General features: G+C 75.3%; 15 protein-coding genes. 7 read left to right on the plus strand and 8 right to left on the minus strand.

Going from position 1 to position 16,164, the window contains the following annotated elements; translation table 11 throughout:
- Window positions 1-26 precede the first annotated feature (26 nt).
- A complete protein-coding gene (locus MY520_RS03935; RefSeq protein ID WP_436690293.1) occupies window positions 27-230 on the plus strand; it encodes a hypothetical protein in 204 nt (67 codons plus the stop codon).
- 172 nt (window positions 231-402) lie between these two features.
- Window positions 403-2,496 carry a transglycosylase domain-containing protein gene (locus MY520_RS03940; protein WP_436690295.1) on the plus strand — a complete coding sequence of 698 codons (2,094 nt, stop codon included), beginning with the start codon at window positions 403-405 and terminating at the stop codon, window positions 2,494-2,496.
- Between the two features lie 3 nt (window positions 2,497-2,499).
- Here MY520_RS03940 and MY520_RS03945 read toward each other — a convergent pair whose 3' ends face one another.
- Genes MY520_RS03945 through MY520_RS03955 form a run of 3 tightly spaced genes read right to left on the minus strand, consistent with a single transcriptional unit; the run spans window position 2,500 to window position 6,313 of the window.
- On the minus strand, window positions 2,500-4,119 hold the full coding sequence (locus tag MY520_RS03945; RefSeq protein WP_436690297.1) for a GMC family oxidoreductase: 1,620 nt from the start codon (window positions 4,117-4,119) through the stop codon (window positions 2,500-2,502).
- Complete coding sequence (locus MY520_RS03950) at window positions 4,116-5,447, minus strand: class I adenylate-forming enzyme family protein (protein ID WP_436690299.1); 1,332 nt, start codon at window positions 5,445-5,447, stop codon at window positions 4,116-4,118. Before MY520_RS03950 ends, MY520_RS03945 begins: the two co-directional genes overlap by 4 nt.
- Window positions 5,444-6,313, minus strand: coding sequence for an MBL fold metallo-hydrolase (locus MY520_RS03955; protein WP_436690301.1), 870 nt, complete (start codon window positions 6,311-6,313; stop codon window positions 5,444-5,446). Before MY520_RS03955 ends, MY520_RS03950 begins: the two co-directional genes overlap by 4 nt.
- A gap of 125 nt (window positions 6,314-6,438) precedes the next feature.
- Between MY520_RS03955 and MY520_RS03960 the strand changes: the two genes are divergently transcribed.
- Window positions 6,439-6,963 (plus strand): hypothetical protein, encoded by a 525-nt coding sequence (locus MY520_RS03960; RefSeq protein WP_436690303.1) that lies wholly within the window; start codon window positions 6,439-6,441, stop codon window positions 6,961-6,963.
- 62 nt (window positions 6,964-7,025) lie between these two features.
- On the opposite strand, the gene MY520_RS03965 is transcribed toward MY520_RS03960, so the two are convergent.
- Both MY520_RS03965 and MY520_RS03970 read right to left on the minus strand, forming a co-directional pair.
- Window positions 7,026-8,291: a M23 family metallopeptidase gene (locus tag MY520_RS03965; protein WP_436690305.1), complete on the minus strand. Its 1,266-nt coding sequence runs from the start codon at window positions 8,289-8,291 to the stop codon at window positions 7,026-7,028.
- A gap of 335 nt (window positions 8,292-8,626) precedes the next feature.
- Window positions 8,627-9,595, minus strand: a complete 969-nt coding sequence (locus MY520_RS03970) for a sugar ABC transporter substrate-binding protein (protein ID WP_436690307.1) — start codon at window positions 9,593-9,595, stop codon at window positions 8,627-8,629.
- Window positions 9,596-9,716: 121 nt separating this feature from the next.
- Here MY520_RS03970 and MY520_RS03975 point away from each other — a divergent pair, with 121 nt between their 5' ends.
- From MY520_RS03975 to MY520_RS03985, 3 genes are all read left to right on the plus strand, one after another.
- Complete coding sequence (locus tag MY520_RS03975; RefSeq protein WP_436690309.1) at window positions 9,717-10,781, plus strand: Glu/Leu/Phe/Val family dehydrogenase; 1,065 nt, start codon at window positions 9,717-9,719, stop codon at window positions 10,779-10,781.
- Between the two features lie 162 nt (window positions 10,782-10,943).
- On the plus strand, window positions 10,944-11,432 hold the full coding sequence (locus MY520_RS03980; RefSeq protein WP_436690311.1) for an ester cyclase: 489 nt from the start codon (window positions 10,944-10,946) through the stop codon (window positions 11,430-11,432).
- Between the two features lie 185 nt (window positions 11,433-11,617).
- Entirely contained in the window at window positions 11,618-11,842 is a 225-nt protein-coding gene (locus MY520_RS03985; RefSeq protein ID WP_436690313.1) for a DUF3073 domain-containing protein, read from the plus strand.
- 145 nt (window positions 11,843-11,987) lie between these two features.
- On the opposite strand, the gene purM is transcribed toward MY520_RS03985, so the two are convergent.
- A complete protein-coding gene (gene purM / locus MY520_RS03990; RefSeq protein ID WP_436690315.1) occupies window positions 11,988-13,055 on the minus strand; it encodes a phosphoribosylformylglycinamidine cyclo-ligase in 1,068 nt (355 codons plus the stop codon).
- Entirely contained in the window at window positions 13,052-14,605 is a 1,554-nt protein-coding gene (gene purF / locus MY520_RS03995) for an amidophosphoribosyltransferase (RefSeq protein WP_436690317.1), read from the minus strand. Before purF ends, purM begins: the two co-directional genes overlap by 4 nt.
- A 153-nt stretch (window positions 14,606-14,758) precedes the next feature.
- On the opposite strand from purF, the gene MY520_RS04000 reads away from it, so the two are divergent.
- Window positions 14,759-15,403: a DUF5701 family protein gene (locus MY520_RS04000; protein WP_436690319.1), complete on the plus strand. Its 645-nt coding sequence runs from the start codon at window positions 14,759-14,761 to the stop codon at window positions 15,401-15,403.
- A gap of 3 nt (window positions 15,404-15,406) precedes the next feature.
- Here the strand turns inward: MY520_RS04000 and MY520_RS04005 are convergent, their stop codons facing one another.
- A complete protein-coding gene (locus MY520_RS04005; RefSeq protein WP_436690321.1) occupies window positions 15,407-16,015 on the minus strand; it encodes an MBL fold metallo-hydrolase in 609 nt (202 codons plus the stop codon).
- Window positions 16,016-16,164: the final 149 nt, after the last annotated feature.

The following is a 16,164-nucleotide window of genomic DNA, read 5'->3' on the forward strand; positions in this document are numbered from 1 at the left end:
AGCGGTCCGCCTCATATCGTCAGTACATGTTCACGACGCTCCTGGTTGTCGGCGGTGTCCTCGTCGGGCTCGTCGCCCTGCTCGCCCTCATCGTCAGCCTGAGCGCCCGCCCGACCACCTCCCGCGCTCCGGGTGCACCGGCCACCGGTACCGGGTGGGTGGCCGACACCGGCCGCAGCCACCCCGACGCCTGGGCGGCTCCCACGTCGGAGATCCCCGCGGTCCGCTGACCGCTCCTGGTTCCGGCGTCCCGGCGGCTGCGGGCAGCGCGCCGCCGGGACGCTCCGGGCGTGTGCGACGACGGACCGCGACGGTTCCCCTGTCCCGGAACGCCTCCGTACGTCATCATCGGACCGCGCCCGCCCGCTCACTCCGAGTGGGCCGGCCTCGGCGAGGTCGCAGATGGCACGGTCGGTCAGAGAACGCCGCCCCCACCCCCGTTGGCGCGCCGCCGGACTGCTGCTGGTGGTCCTGCCGCTGACCGGCGCCCTGGTCTCCGCGGTCCTCATGCCCTGGGTCATCGGGCCCGGGCTGGCCGCCAGCAGGTCGGCGTCGCTCCTGGAGCCGCTGCCGGTCGAGCTCACCGACGCCACCCCGCCCGGCAACACCGTCGTGCTCGCCGCGGACGGCTCGGTGATCACCTACTTCTTCCGGAACAACCGGACCCCGGTGGGGGCCGACCAGATCGCCGACGTCATGGAGCAGGCGCTGGTCGACATCGAGGACGAGCGCTTCTACGAGCACGGCGGGCTGGACCTCGAGGGCACCCTGCGCGCCCTGATGCGGAACCTGACCGCCGGAGCGGTGCAGGAGGGCGGGTCGACGATCACCCAGCAGCTGGTCAAGCAGACGCTGCTGCAGACCGCCACCACCCCCGAGGACCGGCAGGCGGCCACCGAGCAGAGCCTGGGCCGCAAGCTGCGCGAGGCCCGGCTGGCGATCGCACTGGAGGAGACGTACAGCAAGCCGGAGATCCTCACCCGCTACCTCAACATCGTCTACTTCGGCGAGGGCGCCTACGGCGTGCAGGCCGCCGCGCAGACGTACTTCGGCGTCAACGCCGCCGACCTCACCCTCCCGCAGGCGGCGATGCTGGCCGGCCTGGTGCAGACCCCGACGACCGACAGCCCGCTGGCCGACCCCGAGAAGGCCCGGCAACGGCGCAACGTCGTGCTCGAGCGCATGCACGCCCAGGGGCACATCACCGACCAGCAGCTGGCCGAGGTCTCGGCGCTGCCCGTGGAGACCGCCCCGGCGCCGGCACCGCCCAACGGCTGCGTCGACGCCGTGATCGGCGGCTTCTTCTGCGACTTCGTGCAGCGGCACGTGACCCAGGCGCTGGGCATCCCCCAGGACCGGCTGGAGGACGGCGGCCTGACCATCCGCACCACGCTCCGGCCGGACCTGCAGCGCTCCGGCGACGCTGCCGTGCTCGCCGCCCTCCCCCTGGGTGACCCGGTCGCCGCGGTCTTCACCGTGGTGGAGCCGGGCACCGGCAACGTGCTGGCCATGAGCTCCAACCGGGTCTTCGGCTTCGACGAGGCCGATCCGACCCAGGAGTCGGTCAACCTCAACGTGGCCGCCAGCAAGGGGTCCGGCTCGACCTACAAGGTGTTCGTGGCCGCATCCGCGCTTGAGCGCGGGATCCCGCCCTGGAACACCATCACGACGTCGAGCCCCTACACCTCCCGCGTGTACCGCAACGGCTTCGACCCCTACACGGTCGAGAACGTCGGCGACCTGCCGCCCACACTCACCATGGTGGAGGCGCTGGTCCGCTCCTCCAACACCTACTTCGTGGCCCTGGAGGACCAGCTCGGCAGCGTCGAGGGCCCGGTGCGCATGGCGCAGCGGATGGGCCTGTTCTCCCTCGACCCCGTCGCCGACCAGGTCGTGGCACAGAACCGCGGGTCCTTCACGCTGGGTCCGGAGGCGACCAGCCCGCTGGCGCTGGCCAGTGCCTACTCCACCCTCGGTGCGAACGGCACGCGGTGCGCGCCGGTACCGGTGGTCGACGTGCTCGACCGGTCCGGGCAGCCGCTGACCCGGGAGGACGGCGCGCCGGTGGGCAACGGCGCCTCCTGCACGCCCGACGCCGTCCCCCCGGCGGTGGCCACGACGCTCAACCAGATCCTCGTCGGCGGCTCGACGCTGCCGTACGGCACGGGACTGCGCGCGGCGATCCCCGGTCACCAGATCGCCACCAAGACCGGGACCGCCCAGGACCGGTCCTCCGTCGCCTTCGTCGGCTACACGCCGCGCTACGCCGGGAGCGTGATGCTGTTCAACCCCACGGCGAACGTGGACGTCGGCGGGTTCGGCGGCGGCCTCGCCGCGCCCATCTGGCGGAACGCGATGTTCCCCGTGCTGTCGGTGGAGCCGCCGGTGTTCTTCCCGCCGCCGGGCATCCCCCTGGGCCCGCCTCCGCCGGCACCCCCGCCGGCACCCCCGCCGGCACCCCCGCCGCCGCCCCCGCCGCCGAACGGCGGCAACTGACCCTCAGGCCCCGCTCATCAGCTCGGCGGCCCGCTCGCCGAGCATCACCGCGGTCGCGGCCGGCCCGCGCGAGGTCACCCGCGGCATGACCGAGGTGTCCACGACCCGCAGCCCCTCGACGCCGCGCACCCGCAGGTGCTGGTCGACCACGGCCCCGGGGTCGCCGTCCGGTCCCATCCGGGCGGTGCCGGAGAGGTGGACGGCGGTGGCCAGGTGCCGGGCGATCCAGCGGTCCAGCTCGCGGTCGTCGGCCAGGACGTCGTCGGGCAGGCCGGTCCGCTCGGCGACCAGCGGGGCCATGGACGGCGTGCGCAGCAGCTCGGCGCCCAGCCGCACCACCTCCCGCATCCGCCGCCGGTCGGACTCCTCGGTGAGGTAGCGGTACTCGATCCGCGGCTGCACGCCCGGGTCGGTCGAGGTCAGCGTCAGCCGGCCGCGGCTGTCCTCCCGCTGCAGCGCCACCCCGAGGAACATGTCGTCGCGGCGCCGCGCGGTGTCCAGCAGCCGGTGCAGCGAAGTGCCGCGCAGCGCGCGGAGGGTGGCCGCGGGCCGGCGCAGGACGGCACCCACTCCCGCCGCGCTGCCGCCCACCATCACCCGGCTGAACGGCTTGAGCCAGGGCAGCACCTCGAGGTCGCCGGGGGTGGCCGCGCCGTCCGAGGTGGCGTTGAGGACGCTGTGCAGCGGCGGCAGGTCGCGCGGCATCGGCAGCCGCCGCGCCGGCCGGTACGTGAGGTAGACGTCGGGGTGGTCGGTGCAGTCGGCGCCGACGCCGGGCAGGTCGGCGACCACGGCGATGCCGAGGGCGCGCAGCTGGTCGGCCGCCCCGATGCCGGAGAGCAGCAGCAGCTGCGGCGAGCCCACGGCGCCGGCGCTGAGCACCACCTCGCCGGCCCGCACGACGCCGTCCGCCGTCTCCACCCCCACCGCCCGGCCCGACTCGACGACGACGCGCCGCACGTGCACGCCGCCGCGCACGGTCAGCCCCGGGGAGCCGCGGCGCGGCGACAGGTAGGCCATCGCGGTGTTGGTCCGCACCCCGCGGACCACGTTGAACGGGATCGGCCCCCAGCCGGGCGCGGCGCCGGCGTTCTTGTCCGGTTCCGCGGGGAAGCCGAGCTCCTCGGTCGCCGCGCCGAACGCCTCGACCAGGGGGTGGCCGCCGCGCAGCCGGCCGACCGGCACCGGGCCGTCGGCGCCGTGACCGGGCCGGTCCCCGTAGTCCCGGTCGGCCTCCAGCCGCACGAAGGCGGGCAGCACCCGATCGGCGGACCACAGGTCGTTGCCGGCCGCGGCCCAGCCGTCGAAGTCCGCCGGCGTGCCGCGGATGAAGTAGCCGCCGTTGAGGGCGCTCGACCCGCCGACGACGCGCCCCCGCGGCACCGGGAACGTCAGCTCTCCGGTGAGGACGCCGGTGAGGTCCCAGTTCGCCGGGTGGCCGGGCACCGCGGCGCCCATCCGGGCGGCGTCGCGGAAGTCGGCGGGGAAGTCCTCGGGCCGGGCGTGGTCGGCGCCGGCCTCCAGCAGCAGCACCCGCCGGCCGGTGTCGGCGAGGCGGGCGGCCAGCGGGGCACCCGACGTGCCCGCCCCCACGACGACCACGTCCCACTCCGGCGTGGTCACAGGCCCAGGAGCTCCGGCAGGTCGAGCCGGCGCACCTTCCCGGTCGACGTCCGCGGCAGCTCGGCCACCCGGTGGAGGCTCTTGGGGCGCTTGGCCGGGCTCAGCCGCTCCCGCGCCCAGGAATCGAGCTCGCCGGGGTCCGCATCGCCCACGTAGGCGGCGACCACCCGCTGCCCCCACTGCTCGTCGGGCACGCCCACGACCGCGCTCTCCACCACCCCGGGGTGCGCGTCGAGGACGGCCTCCACCTCGGCCGGGTAGACGTTCACCCCGCCGGAGATCACCAGGTCCTCGCGGCGGCCGTCCAGCCACACGACGCCGTCGTCGTCCACCCGGCCGAGGTCGCCGACGGTGACGAGGTCCCCGCGCCAGGCCGCGGCGGTCTTCTCCGGCGCCCGCCAGTACTCGAACCGCGCCCACCGCGGCACCGCGCACCACAGCTGGCCGCGCTCGTCGGTCTCCAGCCGCCGGCCCGGACGGGCCCGGCCGACGCTGCCGGGGTGCGCCAGCCAGTCCTCCGGCGAGCAGACGGTGAACTGCGCCTCGGTCGAGCCGTAGAACTCCCAGACCGCGCCCTCGGGCAGCGCGGCGAGCACCGCCCGCTTCAGCGGCGCGGGGCAGGGCGCGCCGGCGTGCACGAGCCGCCGGAACGACGACCAGTCGACGGTCTCGGAGGGGCCATGGTGGCCACTTCGGCCCCCGAGGAGGCGGTGCAGGTGGGTGGGCACGCAGAACGTGGTCGTGGGCCGCAGCGCGCCGATCGCCTCCGCCGCGCGGGCGGCGTCGAACGGCCCGGGGAGCAGCACCTCCCCGCCGGCCAGCAGCGTGTGGACGGCGAACCGCAGCGGCGCGGAGTGGTGCAGCGGGGACAGCACCAGGTGCCGGTCGCCCGGGCCGAAGCCCCACAGGTCGATCTCCTCGGCGGCCAGCGCGCGGGCGTCGTCCTCGGCCAGCACGCCGGACCACACGCCCTTGCGCCGTCCGGTCGTCCCGGAGGTGTAGTGCATCGGCCGGGCCAGCGGCGCCTCGGCGACCTCGCCCTCCGCGGTGCCGGTCAGCAGCCGCGCCGGCTCGGCGCCGAGGTCCAGCCGCGGGTCGGCGTCCTCGGCGAGCGCGGCCCGCTCGGCGGCGGGGAGCGCGGGGTCGAGCACCACGGGGACGACGCCGGTGCGCAGCGCGCCCAGGACGACGGCCAGCAGCTCCGGCGAGGACGCGGCCGACACCAGCAGCCGGTCGCCGGCACGCAGGCCGGCGGCGGCCAGCGCCGCCGCCGCGCGGCGCTGGTCGCGCTCGCTGTCCGCGGCCCGGACGACGGCGACCCCGCTCACGCCAACCGCACCGGCCCGTCGAGCCGGCCCTCGACGCGCCCCTCGGCCAGCAGCTTGTCCAGGGTGGCGCGGGTCGACTGCGCGGCGGCCGGCCACACCTCGCGGGGCACCGCCGCGTAGACCTCGGCCACCAGCTCGTCCACCGTCCGCGGCCCCGTCCGCAGCGCGGCCAGCAGCTGCTCCTCCCGCATCGCCCGGTGCGCCAGGTAGAAGTCGAGAACCGCGCCGGGGTCCTCGGTGAGCTCCGGGCCGTGGCCGCAGTACAGCGCGCTCGGCCCCAGGTCGTGCACCCGGCGCAGCGACTCCAGGTAGGCCAGCACGTCGCCCTCGGGGTGGGTCACCACCGACGTCCCCCGGCCCAGCACGTGGTCGCCGACCAGCACCGCGCCCGACTCCAGCCGGAAGGCCAGGTGGTCGGCGGTGTGCCCGGGCGTGGGGACGACACCGACCGTCGTCCCGGCGAGGGTCAGCCGCTGCCCGGGCTCGAGCACCCTCCCACCCGGCCCCGCCACCCGCGGGCCCGCGGCGGCCACCTGCGCGCCGAGGCGGGCGCCCCACGGCAGCGCGGCCTCGGCGTGGTCGCCGTGGTGGTGGGTGACGAGCACGGCGACGCAGCGGGCGCCCCGCTCGGCCAGCGCGGCCTCCACCGCGGCCAGGTGGGCCGGGTCGTCCGGGCCGGGGTCGACGAGCGCGGCCTGCCCGCTGCCGGGCGCGCCCACCACGTAGGTGTTGGTCCCGTCGAGGGTCATCGGGGAGGGGTTGGGCGCCAGCACGCGGGTCACCAGCGGCTCGAGGTCGGCCGTGCGGGGCATGGCGCCGGGCGCCGGGAGGTCCCACGAGACGCGCGGGTCGGCCGGGATCTGCACGACCGGCACGCTAGCGGTGCCGGACGTCGGCCGCGGGAGCACCGGCGGGGAACGAGCGAGGAGCGGACGCGGGCCGATCGGTGACGCCTCCCCGCCCGGGCGCGGGTACCGGCTAGCGTGCCGCCATGCGAAAGCCCGCGACCCTGTTCCGCACGGCCGTCGCCGGAGCCGCTGCCGCCGTCCTGCTCACCGCCTGCGGCGGTTCCGGGGACGACGAGCCGGCGGCCACCTCCAGCGCGACGTCGTCGAGCCCGGCGACCTCCTCGTCCGCCGACCCGAGCGGGACCGCCGCGCCCGACCCGGCCGCCGCCGAGTTCTGTTCCCAGGTGACGACGGCGTTCGGGCAGCTCGAGTCCACCCTCGGCACCGCCACCGACGCGGAGGTGGCCGCGCGGCTGCCCGAGGTGATCTCCACGCTGGAGACGGTGGAGCCGCCGGCGGACATCGCGCCGGACTGGAACGGCATCCTCGACGCCCTGCGCCGGCTCGCCGACACCGCCGCCGGCCTGGACCTCAACACGCCGGAGGGCCAGCAGCAGTTCAACGACGCCGAGGCCCAGGTGACCGCGGAGCTCGGCCAGGCCCAGACGAACCTGACCACCTACGTCGTCCAGAACTGCGCCCTCAGCACCCCGGCGCCGACGAGCTAGGGAAAGGACCCCCTGCCCCCACCGCTCGCAGGCTCGCGGCGGGACCCTGCAGGGGGCCTTCGTCAGCAGCCGCCGACGGTGACCCCGCGGGCCCGCAGCCACGGCACCGGGTCGATCTGACCGCCGTGCAGCGCCCCGCCGGGGTGCACCTCGAAGTGCAGGTGCGGGCCGGTGGACTGGCCGCGGTTGCCCACCTCGGCGATCTCCTCGCCGGCCGAGACCCGCTCGCCGGCGCTCACGAAGTAGCGGTTGACGTGGCCGTAGACGGTGATCGCGCCGTCGTCCCCGCGGATGTAGACCGCGTAGCCGAAGCCGGTGGCCGTCCCGGCCCGCTGGACCACGCCGGAGTGTGCTGCGTAGACCGGAGTCCCGATGGGCGCGGCGATGTCGACGCCGCCGTGCAGGGTGCCCCAGCGGAAGCCGTAGCAGCTCGACGTCCGGCCGGAGGTCGGCTTCACGTACGGGCCCGAGCCCCCGGAGGCTCCGCTGCTCGACGAGGACTGCCCGGAGGAGGACTCCCGCTCGACGGTGTTGCGGGCGGCGGCTGCGGCAGCGGCGGCCTCGGCGGCCGCGCGACGGGCGGCCTCGGCGGCGGCGGCTTCCTCGGCGGCCTTCTGCTGCTCCCACTGCTGGTAGGCGTTCCGCGCGCCCTGCAGCTCCAGCAGCCGGATCTGCGCGGCCTGCAGCTGCTGGTCGTAGCTGGCCTTCTGCGCGGCGACCTGGTCGTAGGCGGCCTGCTGAGCGGCCAGCTGGCTGTCCGCGGCGGCCTTGGCCGCCTCGGCCTCGGCCTCGGCGGCGGCCATCTGGTCGCGGGCGGCGCGGGCGCTGGAGTCGGCGTTGGCCTGCTGCACGCGGGCGACCTCGAGCTGGCCGAGGACGTCGACCTGGTTGGCGGAGACGAAGTCGAGCATGGCGGCGCGCTGGACCAGCTCGGCCGGCCCCTCGGCGTCGAGCAGCACCGCAGCGGTGGAGAGCGAGCTGCCGTTCATGTAGCTGTCGCGGGAGAAGCCGGCGATCCGGGACAGGGCGGCGTCGACGGCCGCGGCGGCGACCTGCAGCTCCGCCGCCGTCCGCTCCGCCTCGGCCTGCGCGGTGACGAGGGCCTCCTCGGCGACGAGGTAGGCGACGCCGGCGGCTTCGGCCTGGTGACCCACCCGCTCGAGCTCCCCCTCGGCGGTGGCGACCAGCGCGGCGATCCGGCCCACCTCGGCGGCCGCGGCGTCCTGCGCGGACTGCGCCTGCCCGAGGTCGCTGTCGGTGGGGTTGGGCGGCGGCGCGGGGACCGCACCGGCGGGCGCGGCCGAGCCGAACAGGACGGCTCCGGTCACCGCTCCGGCGAGCAGGGCCCGCACCGCGGTGGCGCGCGTCCGAGAGCGGCGCGCGGCGGCCGGAGAGGCCTCCGCTCCGCGTCGGCGGGCACGGCAGTGCAGCATGTCGCTCCCTGGGGAAGAGGGGTGCGTGGGGGCTGGCGCAGCGTCGCATCGTCACATCGAGTAACAAAGGCAACACGCGGCACGGTTGTCACACCGTTGCTCACGGGAGCGCCCGCTCCCCTCCTGTCCCTTCAGTTCTCGTCACCCCGAGGGGTGACCTTGAGGGCAGGCGAGCGGGTTTCTCGGCAGGCCACCCCGGCGCCGCCGGCGGTGTGGCGGGGCACACGCGCTCAGCGGGTACCGGCGGAGGCGAGGTCGGCGATCGCGTCGACGTTCGAGGCGTCGACGATGCCCGGCCCGGTGAGGACCGGCCGGCCGCCGCCGACGGTGTTGAGGTTCTCCGCGTAGAGCGTGAGCATCACGATCGGCAGGTAGCCCTGCTCGTACTGCTGCTGGTCGACGGCGAAGGAGATGTCCCCGGCCTGGATGCCGCGGATGACGTCCTGGTTCAGGTCGAAGGTGGCGATCTGCGCGTCGGACCCCGCGTCGGAGGCTGCGGCGACGGCCACCGCGGCGACGGCGGAGTTCAGCGTGAGGACGCCGTCGATGCCCGCGTCGGTCTGCAGCTGCGAGGTGATCGCCGACCGCGCCGTCTCCAGGTCGTTGATGTCCACCTCCAGGAGGACCGGCTCCCGGCCCAGGCCCTCGGCCGCGCCGGCGCACCGCTGCTCCAGCCCGACGTTGCCGGCCTCGTGGACCACGCAGAGCACGTCGTGCGCCCCGTCGGCGGCCAGCCGCCGGCCAGCGCCGCGGCCGGCGATCGCCTCGTCCTGGCCGACGTGGCCGATCGCGCCGAACTCCGCCGACCGCTCCCCGCCGGAGTTGATCGTGACCACCGGGATCCCGGCCTCGACGGCGGCGGCGATGGAGTCGTGCAGCGCGTCGGGGTTGGCCATCGAGACGACCAGGCCGTCGACGTCCTGGTTGACCGCGGCGTCGACGAGCTGCGACTGGCGCTGGGGGTCGCCGTCGCCCTGGTAGTCCACGGAGACGCCGAGGTCCTCGCCGGCGGCGTCGGCACCGTTCTGCACGACGTCCCAGAAGGCGTCTCCGGCCGAGCCGTGGGTGACCACCGAGATCGTGAGGTCGCGGTCCCCGCTGTCCTCGGTGGCGCCCCCGCTGCCGTCGTCGCTCGAGCAGGCGACCAGCAGCAGCGGCGCGGCGACGGCGAGAGCCAGCAGTCGCTGGGGAGCAGCCATGGTCGACCCCCGGGAGCCGTCGGGGTGTGCGATCCCAGGATCATGCCCGCCCGCCGGCGGGGCCGGGCGGGAGGCCTGCGTCCCGGGCCCCGGGCGACGGACCCCGATCTAGGCTCGCCGCGTGGACGTTCTCGGCTCCGGGCACGAACAGGTCGTCTTCTGCTCCGACCCCGGGTCCGGGCTCCGCGCGATCATCGCGATCTACTCCACCGCGCTCGGGCCGGCGCTGGGCGGGACGCGCTTCTACCCCTACCCCAGCGAGGAGGCCGCGGTCGCCGACGCCCTCGCCCTGTCCAGGGCGATGGCCTACAAGAACAGCCTCGCCGGGCTGGACCTCGGCGGCGGCAAGGCGGTCATCATCGGCGACCCGCACACCGACAAGACCGAGGCGCTGCTGCGCGCCTACGGCCGCTTCGTCGAGGCCCTGGGCGGCCGCTACCTGACCGCGTGCGACGTCGGCACCTACAACGCCGATCTCGACGTCGTCGCCCGCGAGACCCGCTTCGCGCACGGCCGGTCGGAGGCCAACGGCGGCTGCGGCGACTCCTCGGTGCTCACCGCCTTCGGCGTCTTCCAGGGCATGCGGGCCGCCGCGCAGCACCGCTGGGGCAAGCCGTCGCTGGCCGGGCGGACCGTCGCGGTGGCCGGCGTCGGCAAGGTGGGCAGCTGGCTGGTCGACCGGCTCGTCGAGGACGGCGCCGACGTGGTCGTCACCGACGTCGACGCCGGCGCCGTGGAGCGGGTGCAGGCCCGCCACCCGGCCGTGGACGCCGTCGCCGACACCGCGACGCTGGTGCGCACGCCGTCCGACGTCTACGCCCCCTGCGCGCTCGGCGGCGCCCTCGACGACGAGACGGTCGCGGTGCTCGAGGCCGAGGTCGTCTGCGGCGGGGCGAACAACCAGCTGGCCCACGACGGCATCCCCGACCAGCTCACGCGGCGCGGCATCCTCTACGCGCCCGACTACCTGGTCAACGCCGGCGGGGTGATCCAGGTCGAGGACGAGCGGCACGGCTTCTCGTTCCCCCGCGCCGAGGCCCGGGCCGCCGGCATCTTCGACGTCGCCCTCCGGGTGTTCCGCACCGCCGAGGAGCAGGGCGTCTCCCCCGCCGTCGCCGCCGACCGGCTCGCGGAGGAGCGGATTCGGTCGGTGGGCCGGCTGGCCCAGATCCGGCTGCCGCGCTGAGCGCCGGGGCCGTTCGCCCCTGGCCCCGGCACGGGGGACCCACGAGGCTGGGCGCGGTCCCGCCGCAGGCGCGGGCCCGGCCCGGGACGCGCTGCTCGCGACGGCGCCCGGCGCCTCGCCGTCGATGTGGACGGGGGCGCCCGGACGGCTGAGGAGGTCGTCATGGGACAGGCACGCGAGATCGCGGACCGCATGACCGAGGCGATCGTGCGCGGGGACGCCGATGCCCTGCGCGCGCTGTACGCACCCGACGCGGTCGCCGACCGGCCGGAGGGACCCCGGCTCGAGGGCGCCGACGCGATCACCGACTACCTGTTGGGCTTCCGCCGCGGGTTCCCGGACATGTCGTGGGAGAACGGCCGGCAGTTCGAGAGCGGCGACACCGCCATCGACGAGGGCTACATCGTCGGGACGCACACGGCGACGCTCACCTCACCGGAAGGTGAGCTGCCCGCCACGGGCAAGGCCATCCGGGTCCGCGAGTGCGACATCGTCACCGTGCGGGGCGGCGTGGCGGTGGAGCACCACTTCTACTACGACCAGCTGGACCTCCTCACCCAGCTGGGACTCGCCGGGTCCGACACGGCCGGCGCAACGGTGCCCGGGCCGCGAGCGGCCACCGACCAGGCACGGGCCGGGTCGACCCGCTGACACCCGGACGGACGAGTCCGGCGGCGCTCGCGGCCCCCTGACGAGGGACAGCGGGGGGAGACCCGTGCCCGCCGTCGATCCGTGTCGTAAGCTCGCTGGAGACACAATCACTCAGTCGGGGTCGCCACGCGGGCCGTCCAGCCCGGAGCTGGGCTCCCGTACTCCGTAACGAGGGGGTCGAGCCGATGGGGCGCGGCCGAGCGAAGGCCAAGCAGACACGCGTGGCCCGTGAGCTCAAGTACAGCTCACCGAACACCGACCTCTCCGCGCTCCAGCGCGAGCTGGCCGGTTCACCATCGACGTCGTACACCGCTCCTCACCGGGCGACCGACGACGACGAGGACGACGACGAGTACACCGACCGCTGGGCGGACGACGACACGGACGACGACTGGGCAGCCAGCCGTTGATCCGCGCCTGACGCGCGCGGTCTGACGCGACGACACCGCGACTCCCTCCGGGGAGCCGCGGTGTCGTCGCACGTCCTCAGCCGTCCACGTGGCCACGTCCCGAGGCTCGCGCCGAGCGTGCGAGGCGTGAGGACGGGGTCCTCTCTCAGCGGTAGGAGCCGACCAGGGAGGCGGCGGCGTCCCCGCTGCGGGGGCCCACGGTGCCGGCGGCCCAGGCGGGCACGCCGCGACCGGTGAGGGTGGCCACGACGCCGTCAGCGGCCTCGGGGGCGACGACGGCGACCATCCCGACGCCGCAGTTGAACGCCCGCTCGGACTCCGCGCGGGGCACGCCGTGCTCCTCGAGCAGCGAGACGGCGGCCGGCAGCGCCCACGTGCCGCGGTCGAGCACCGCGGCCAGCCCGTCCGGGACGACGCGGGCGGTGTTGCCCGCCAGCCCGCCGCCGGTGATGTGCGCGTAGGCGTGCACGCCCTCGACGCCGAACTCGGCGACCAGCGCCAGGCAGTCCAGCGCGTAGATGCGGGTGGGCTCGAGCAGCTCCTCGCCCAGCGGCCGGTCCAGCCCGGTCGGCGTCGCGGCCAGGTCCAGGCCCGCGGCGGCGACCACCTTCCGCACCAGCGAGTAGCCGTTGGAGTGGAACCCGGAGGACGCCATCGCCACGACGACGTCGCCGTCGCGCACCCGCTCGGGGCCCAGCACCGCGTCGGCCTCCACGACGCCCACCGCGGTCGCGGCGAGGTCGTAGTCGTCGGGCGCCATGAGGTCCCCGTGCTCGGCGGTCTCGCCGCCGACCAGGGCCGCGCCGGCCTGCGTGCAGCCGGTGGCGATGCCGGTGACGATCGCGGCGATCCGCTCGGGAACCACCCGGCCGCAGGCGACGTAGTCCTGGAGGAACAGCGGCTCGGCCCCGCAGGCGACCAGGTCGTCCACGACCATCGCGACCAGGTCGATGCCGACGGTGTCGTGCCGGTCCAGCGCGCGGGCCACGGCGATCTTGGTGCCCACCCCGTCGGTCGAGGAGGCCAGCAGCGGACGCCGGTACGTGGTCGTGTCGAGGGCGAACAGGCCGGCGAACCCGCCGAGGCCGCCCACGACCTCGGGCCGGTTGGTCTTCTCGACCGCCGTCCGCATGAGCGTGACGGCCCGCTCGCCTGCGTCGATGTCGACGCCGGAGGCGGCGTAGGTGAACTCGCCGTCCACGGCTGGGCTCACGGGCGGGTGAGCGCGTCGTCGGCACCACCGGGCACGGTGGCGCTGCCGGCCTGCTGGCCGGTCCAGCCGCTGACCGCGCGGGTGCCGTCGACCCGTCGCTCGATGCCCTCGAGCACGTGCTTGCCCAGCACCTCGCTCTCCCCGAGGGAGATCGGGTACTGGCCGGTGAAGCAGGCGGTGCACAGCCGGTTGACCGGCTGCTCGGTGGCCGCGATCAGGCCCTGCTCGGAGACGTAGCCCAGCGAGTCGGCGTTGATCGAGGCGCGCACACCGTCGACGTCCAGGCCGTTGGCGATGAGCTCGGCGCGGCTGGCGAAGTCGATGCCGTAGAAGCAGGGCCACTTCACCGGCGGCGAGGAGATCCGCACGTGCACCTCGAGGGCGCCGGACTCGCGCAGCATGCGGATCAGGGCCCGCTGGGTGTTGCCGCGCACGATCGAGTCGTCGACGACGACCAGCCGCTTTCCGCGGATGACGTCGCGCAGCGGGTTGAGCTTGAGCCGGATGCCGAGCTGCCGGATGGTCTGCGACGGCTGGATGAACGTGCGGCCGACGTAGGAGTTCTTGACCAGGCCCAGGCCGTAGGGGATGCCGGAGGCCTCGGCGTACCCGACCGCGGCGGGGGTGCCGGACTCGGGGACGGGGATCACCAGGTCGGCGTCGGCCGGGTGCTCCTTGGCCAGCCGACGGCCGATCTCCACCCGGGCGGCGTGCACGCCGCGGCCGCTGATCGTGGTGTCGGGGCGGGCCAGGTAGACGTACTCGAAGACGCAGCCCTTCGGCTGCGCCGCGGCGAAGTGCTGGCTGCGCAGGCCGTCCTCGTCGATCGCGATGAGCTCACCGGGCTCGACCTCGCGCACGACGGAGGCGCCGACGATGTCCAGGGCCGCGGTCTCGCTGGCGACCACCCAGCCGCGCTCCAGCCGGCCCAGCACCAGCGGGCGCACGCCCTGCGGGTCGCGGGCGGCGTAGAGCGTGCTCTCGTCCATGAAGGTGAAGCTGAAGGCGCCGCGCAGCTGCGGCAGCACCTCCATCGCCGCGGCCTCCACCGAGAGGTCCGGCCGGGCGGCGATCAGCGCCGTCACCAGGTCGGAGTCGGTCGTGGAGGCGAAGGCGCCCGGCACACCGGCGTCGGCGGCCCGGCTGGCCAGCTCGGCGGTGTTCACCAGGTTGCCGTTGTGGCACAGTGCCAGGCCGGTGCCGGCGTCCGTCGTCCGGAACGTCGGCTGGGCGTTCTCCCACGTCGAGGCGCCGGTCGTGGAGTACCGGGTGTGGCCGACGGCGAGGTGGCCGCGCAGGCTGCCCAGCGTCGCCTCGTCGAAGACCTGGCTGACCAGCCCGAGGTCCTTGTAGACGACCACCGAGGCGCCGTCGGAGACCGCGATCCCGGCGGCCTCCTGACCACGGTGCTGCAGGGCATAGAGACCGAAGTAGGTCAGCTTCGCGACCTCCTCCCCCGGCGCCCAGACCCCGAAGACGCCGCAGGCGTCCTGGGGACCGGGAGAGTGGGGGTCGAGGTCGTGCGTCAGCCGTCCGTCACCGCGTGGCACGCAGACCACGGTACCGGGGCGGGCTCCGTTCCCGCGGCGCCCCACGGTGACCGTGCCCACGTTCCGCGGTCCGAGGGGTCGTCACGGCCGGGAACCAGGACGGCGGCCGGCGCGTTGACCCCCAGCCCGTGCCCCGCCGATCCGGAGGTGTCCGTGCCGGTCGCCCTCACCACCCTGCCCTCCGTCGCGGACCAGGCCGAGCGGCTCGTCGCCGTCGGGGCGCACGAGGTCGCGGGGGTCTCCGCCGCGGACCTGCGCGAGGTCGTGGCGGCCGCGCGCGACCGGTGCGGGCTGCTCGTCCTGCACCCCGACCGGGCGCCCGCCTCGGCGCTGGCGCCGTTGCTGGAGGTGCGGGGCCGCCGCGGCTTCGTCGTCGGCGACATGACCGACGTCGACGCGTTCGCCCCCATCGCGGACGTGGACCTGCCCCCTGGCCCGGTCTACCTCGTCGAGGGGCTCGACCGCGGGGACGCCATGGCGAACTGGAGCCCGGACGAGGCCCTGCCGGCGGTCACCGGTGCCGGCCGGGCGCCGCTGACCCTCGGGGAGGGCGTGCAGTGGGTCCTGCAGGCCCCCGAGGTCCTCGACCGCAACCACTGCTTCATGACGATCGGCTCCCGGCGGCGCAGGCCGAACGGCACGCTCGACGCCCGGACGCCGGCGCTCTGGCTCAGCAACGGGACCGGCCGCGACGGCCGCGAGCGGCGGGACGCGCCCAAGGTCGGCTGGTGCTGGGCCGGCAACCGGCACACGTGGCTGGGCTTCGCCTCCGCCCAGCGCCGTGTGCCGGTCGCCTGAACCTCAGTTGATGTTGTCGACCTCGGCGGCGACGGTGGTGTCGTCGCCGTGGCCGGTCTTCACCACGGTGTCGCCCTGCAGCGTGAGCAACCGCGACCGGATCGAGCTCAGGATCGTCGGCTTGTCGCTGTAGGAGCGCCCGGTGGCGCCGGGGCCGCCGCAGAACAGCGTGTCCCCGGTGAACACCGTGTTGAGGTCGGGCGCGTGCAGGCAGGTGCTGCCCGGCGAGTGGCCGGGGGTGTGCAGCGCCGTCAGCGTCGTCCCGGCCACCTCGAAGCGGGTGCCCTCGGCCAGCTCGGAGTCGGGGGCCGCGTCGGGGTGGACGACGTCCCAGAGCATCCGGTCGGCCGGGTTGAACCAGATCGGCGCGCCGGTGGCCTCGCGGAGGTCGACCGCGGCGGTGATGTGGTCGTTGTGCCCGTGGGTGAGCACGATCGCCTTGACCGTCCGCCCGCCGATCGCTTCGACGATCGGCTCGGCGTCGTGCGGGGCGTCGATGACGAGCACCTCGCTGTCGTCGCCGACCAGCCAGACGTTGTTGTCGACGTCGAAGTCCTGACCGTCGAGGCTGAAGACCCCGCTGACGACGGTCTTGTCGATCCTCGCCGTCACTTGAAGACCACGACCGACCGCAGCACGTCGCCGTGGTGCATCTTCTCGAAGGCGGACTCGACGTCGTCGATGCCGATGGTCTCCGAGACGAAGGCGTCGAGGTCGAAGCGGCCCTGCAGGTACAGGTCGACCAGCATCGGGAAGTCGCG

This window comes from Geodermatophilus sp. CPCC 205506 (genome assembly GCF_051383635.1).
Lineage (GTDB): Bacteria > Actinomycetota > Actinomycetes > Mycobacteriales > Geodermatophilaceae > Geodermatophilus.

What these genes read in the sequence shown, in the direction of transcription:
- MY520_RS03980 (WP_436690311.1), top strand. Translation starts at nt 10,944, where the DNA reads ATGGGACAGGCACGCGAGATCGCGGACCGCATGACCGAGGCGATCGTG.
- MY520_RS03940 (WP_436690295.1), top strand. Translation starts at nt 403, where the DNA reads ATGGCACGGTCGGTCAGAGAACGCCGCCCCCACCCCCGTTGGCGCGCC.
- MY520_RS03970 (WP_436690307.1), bottom strand. Translation starts at nt 9,595, where the DNA reads ATGGCTGCTCCCCAGCGACTGCTGGCTCTCGCCGTCGCCGCGCCGCTG.
- MY520_RS03985 (WP_436690313.1), top strand. Translation starts at nt 11,618, where the DNA reads ATGGGGCGCGGCCGAGCGAAGGCCAAGCAGACACGCGTGGCCCGTGAG.
- MY520_RS03935 (WP_436690293.1), top strand. Translation starts at nt 27, where the DNA reads ATGTTCACGACGCTCCTGGTTGTCGGCGGTGTCCTCGTCGGGCTCGTC.
- MY520_RS03960 (WP_436690303.1), top strand. Translation starts at nt 6,439, where the DNA reads ATGCGAAAGCCCGCGACCCTGTTCCGCACGGCCGTCGCCGGAGCCGCT.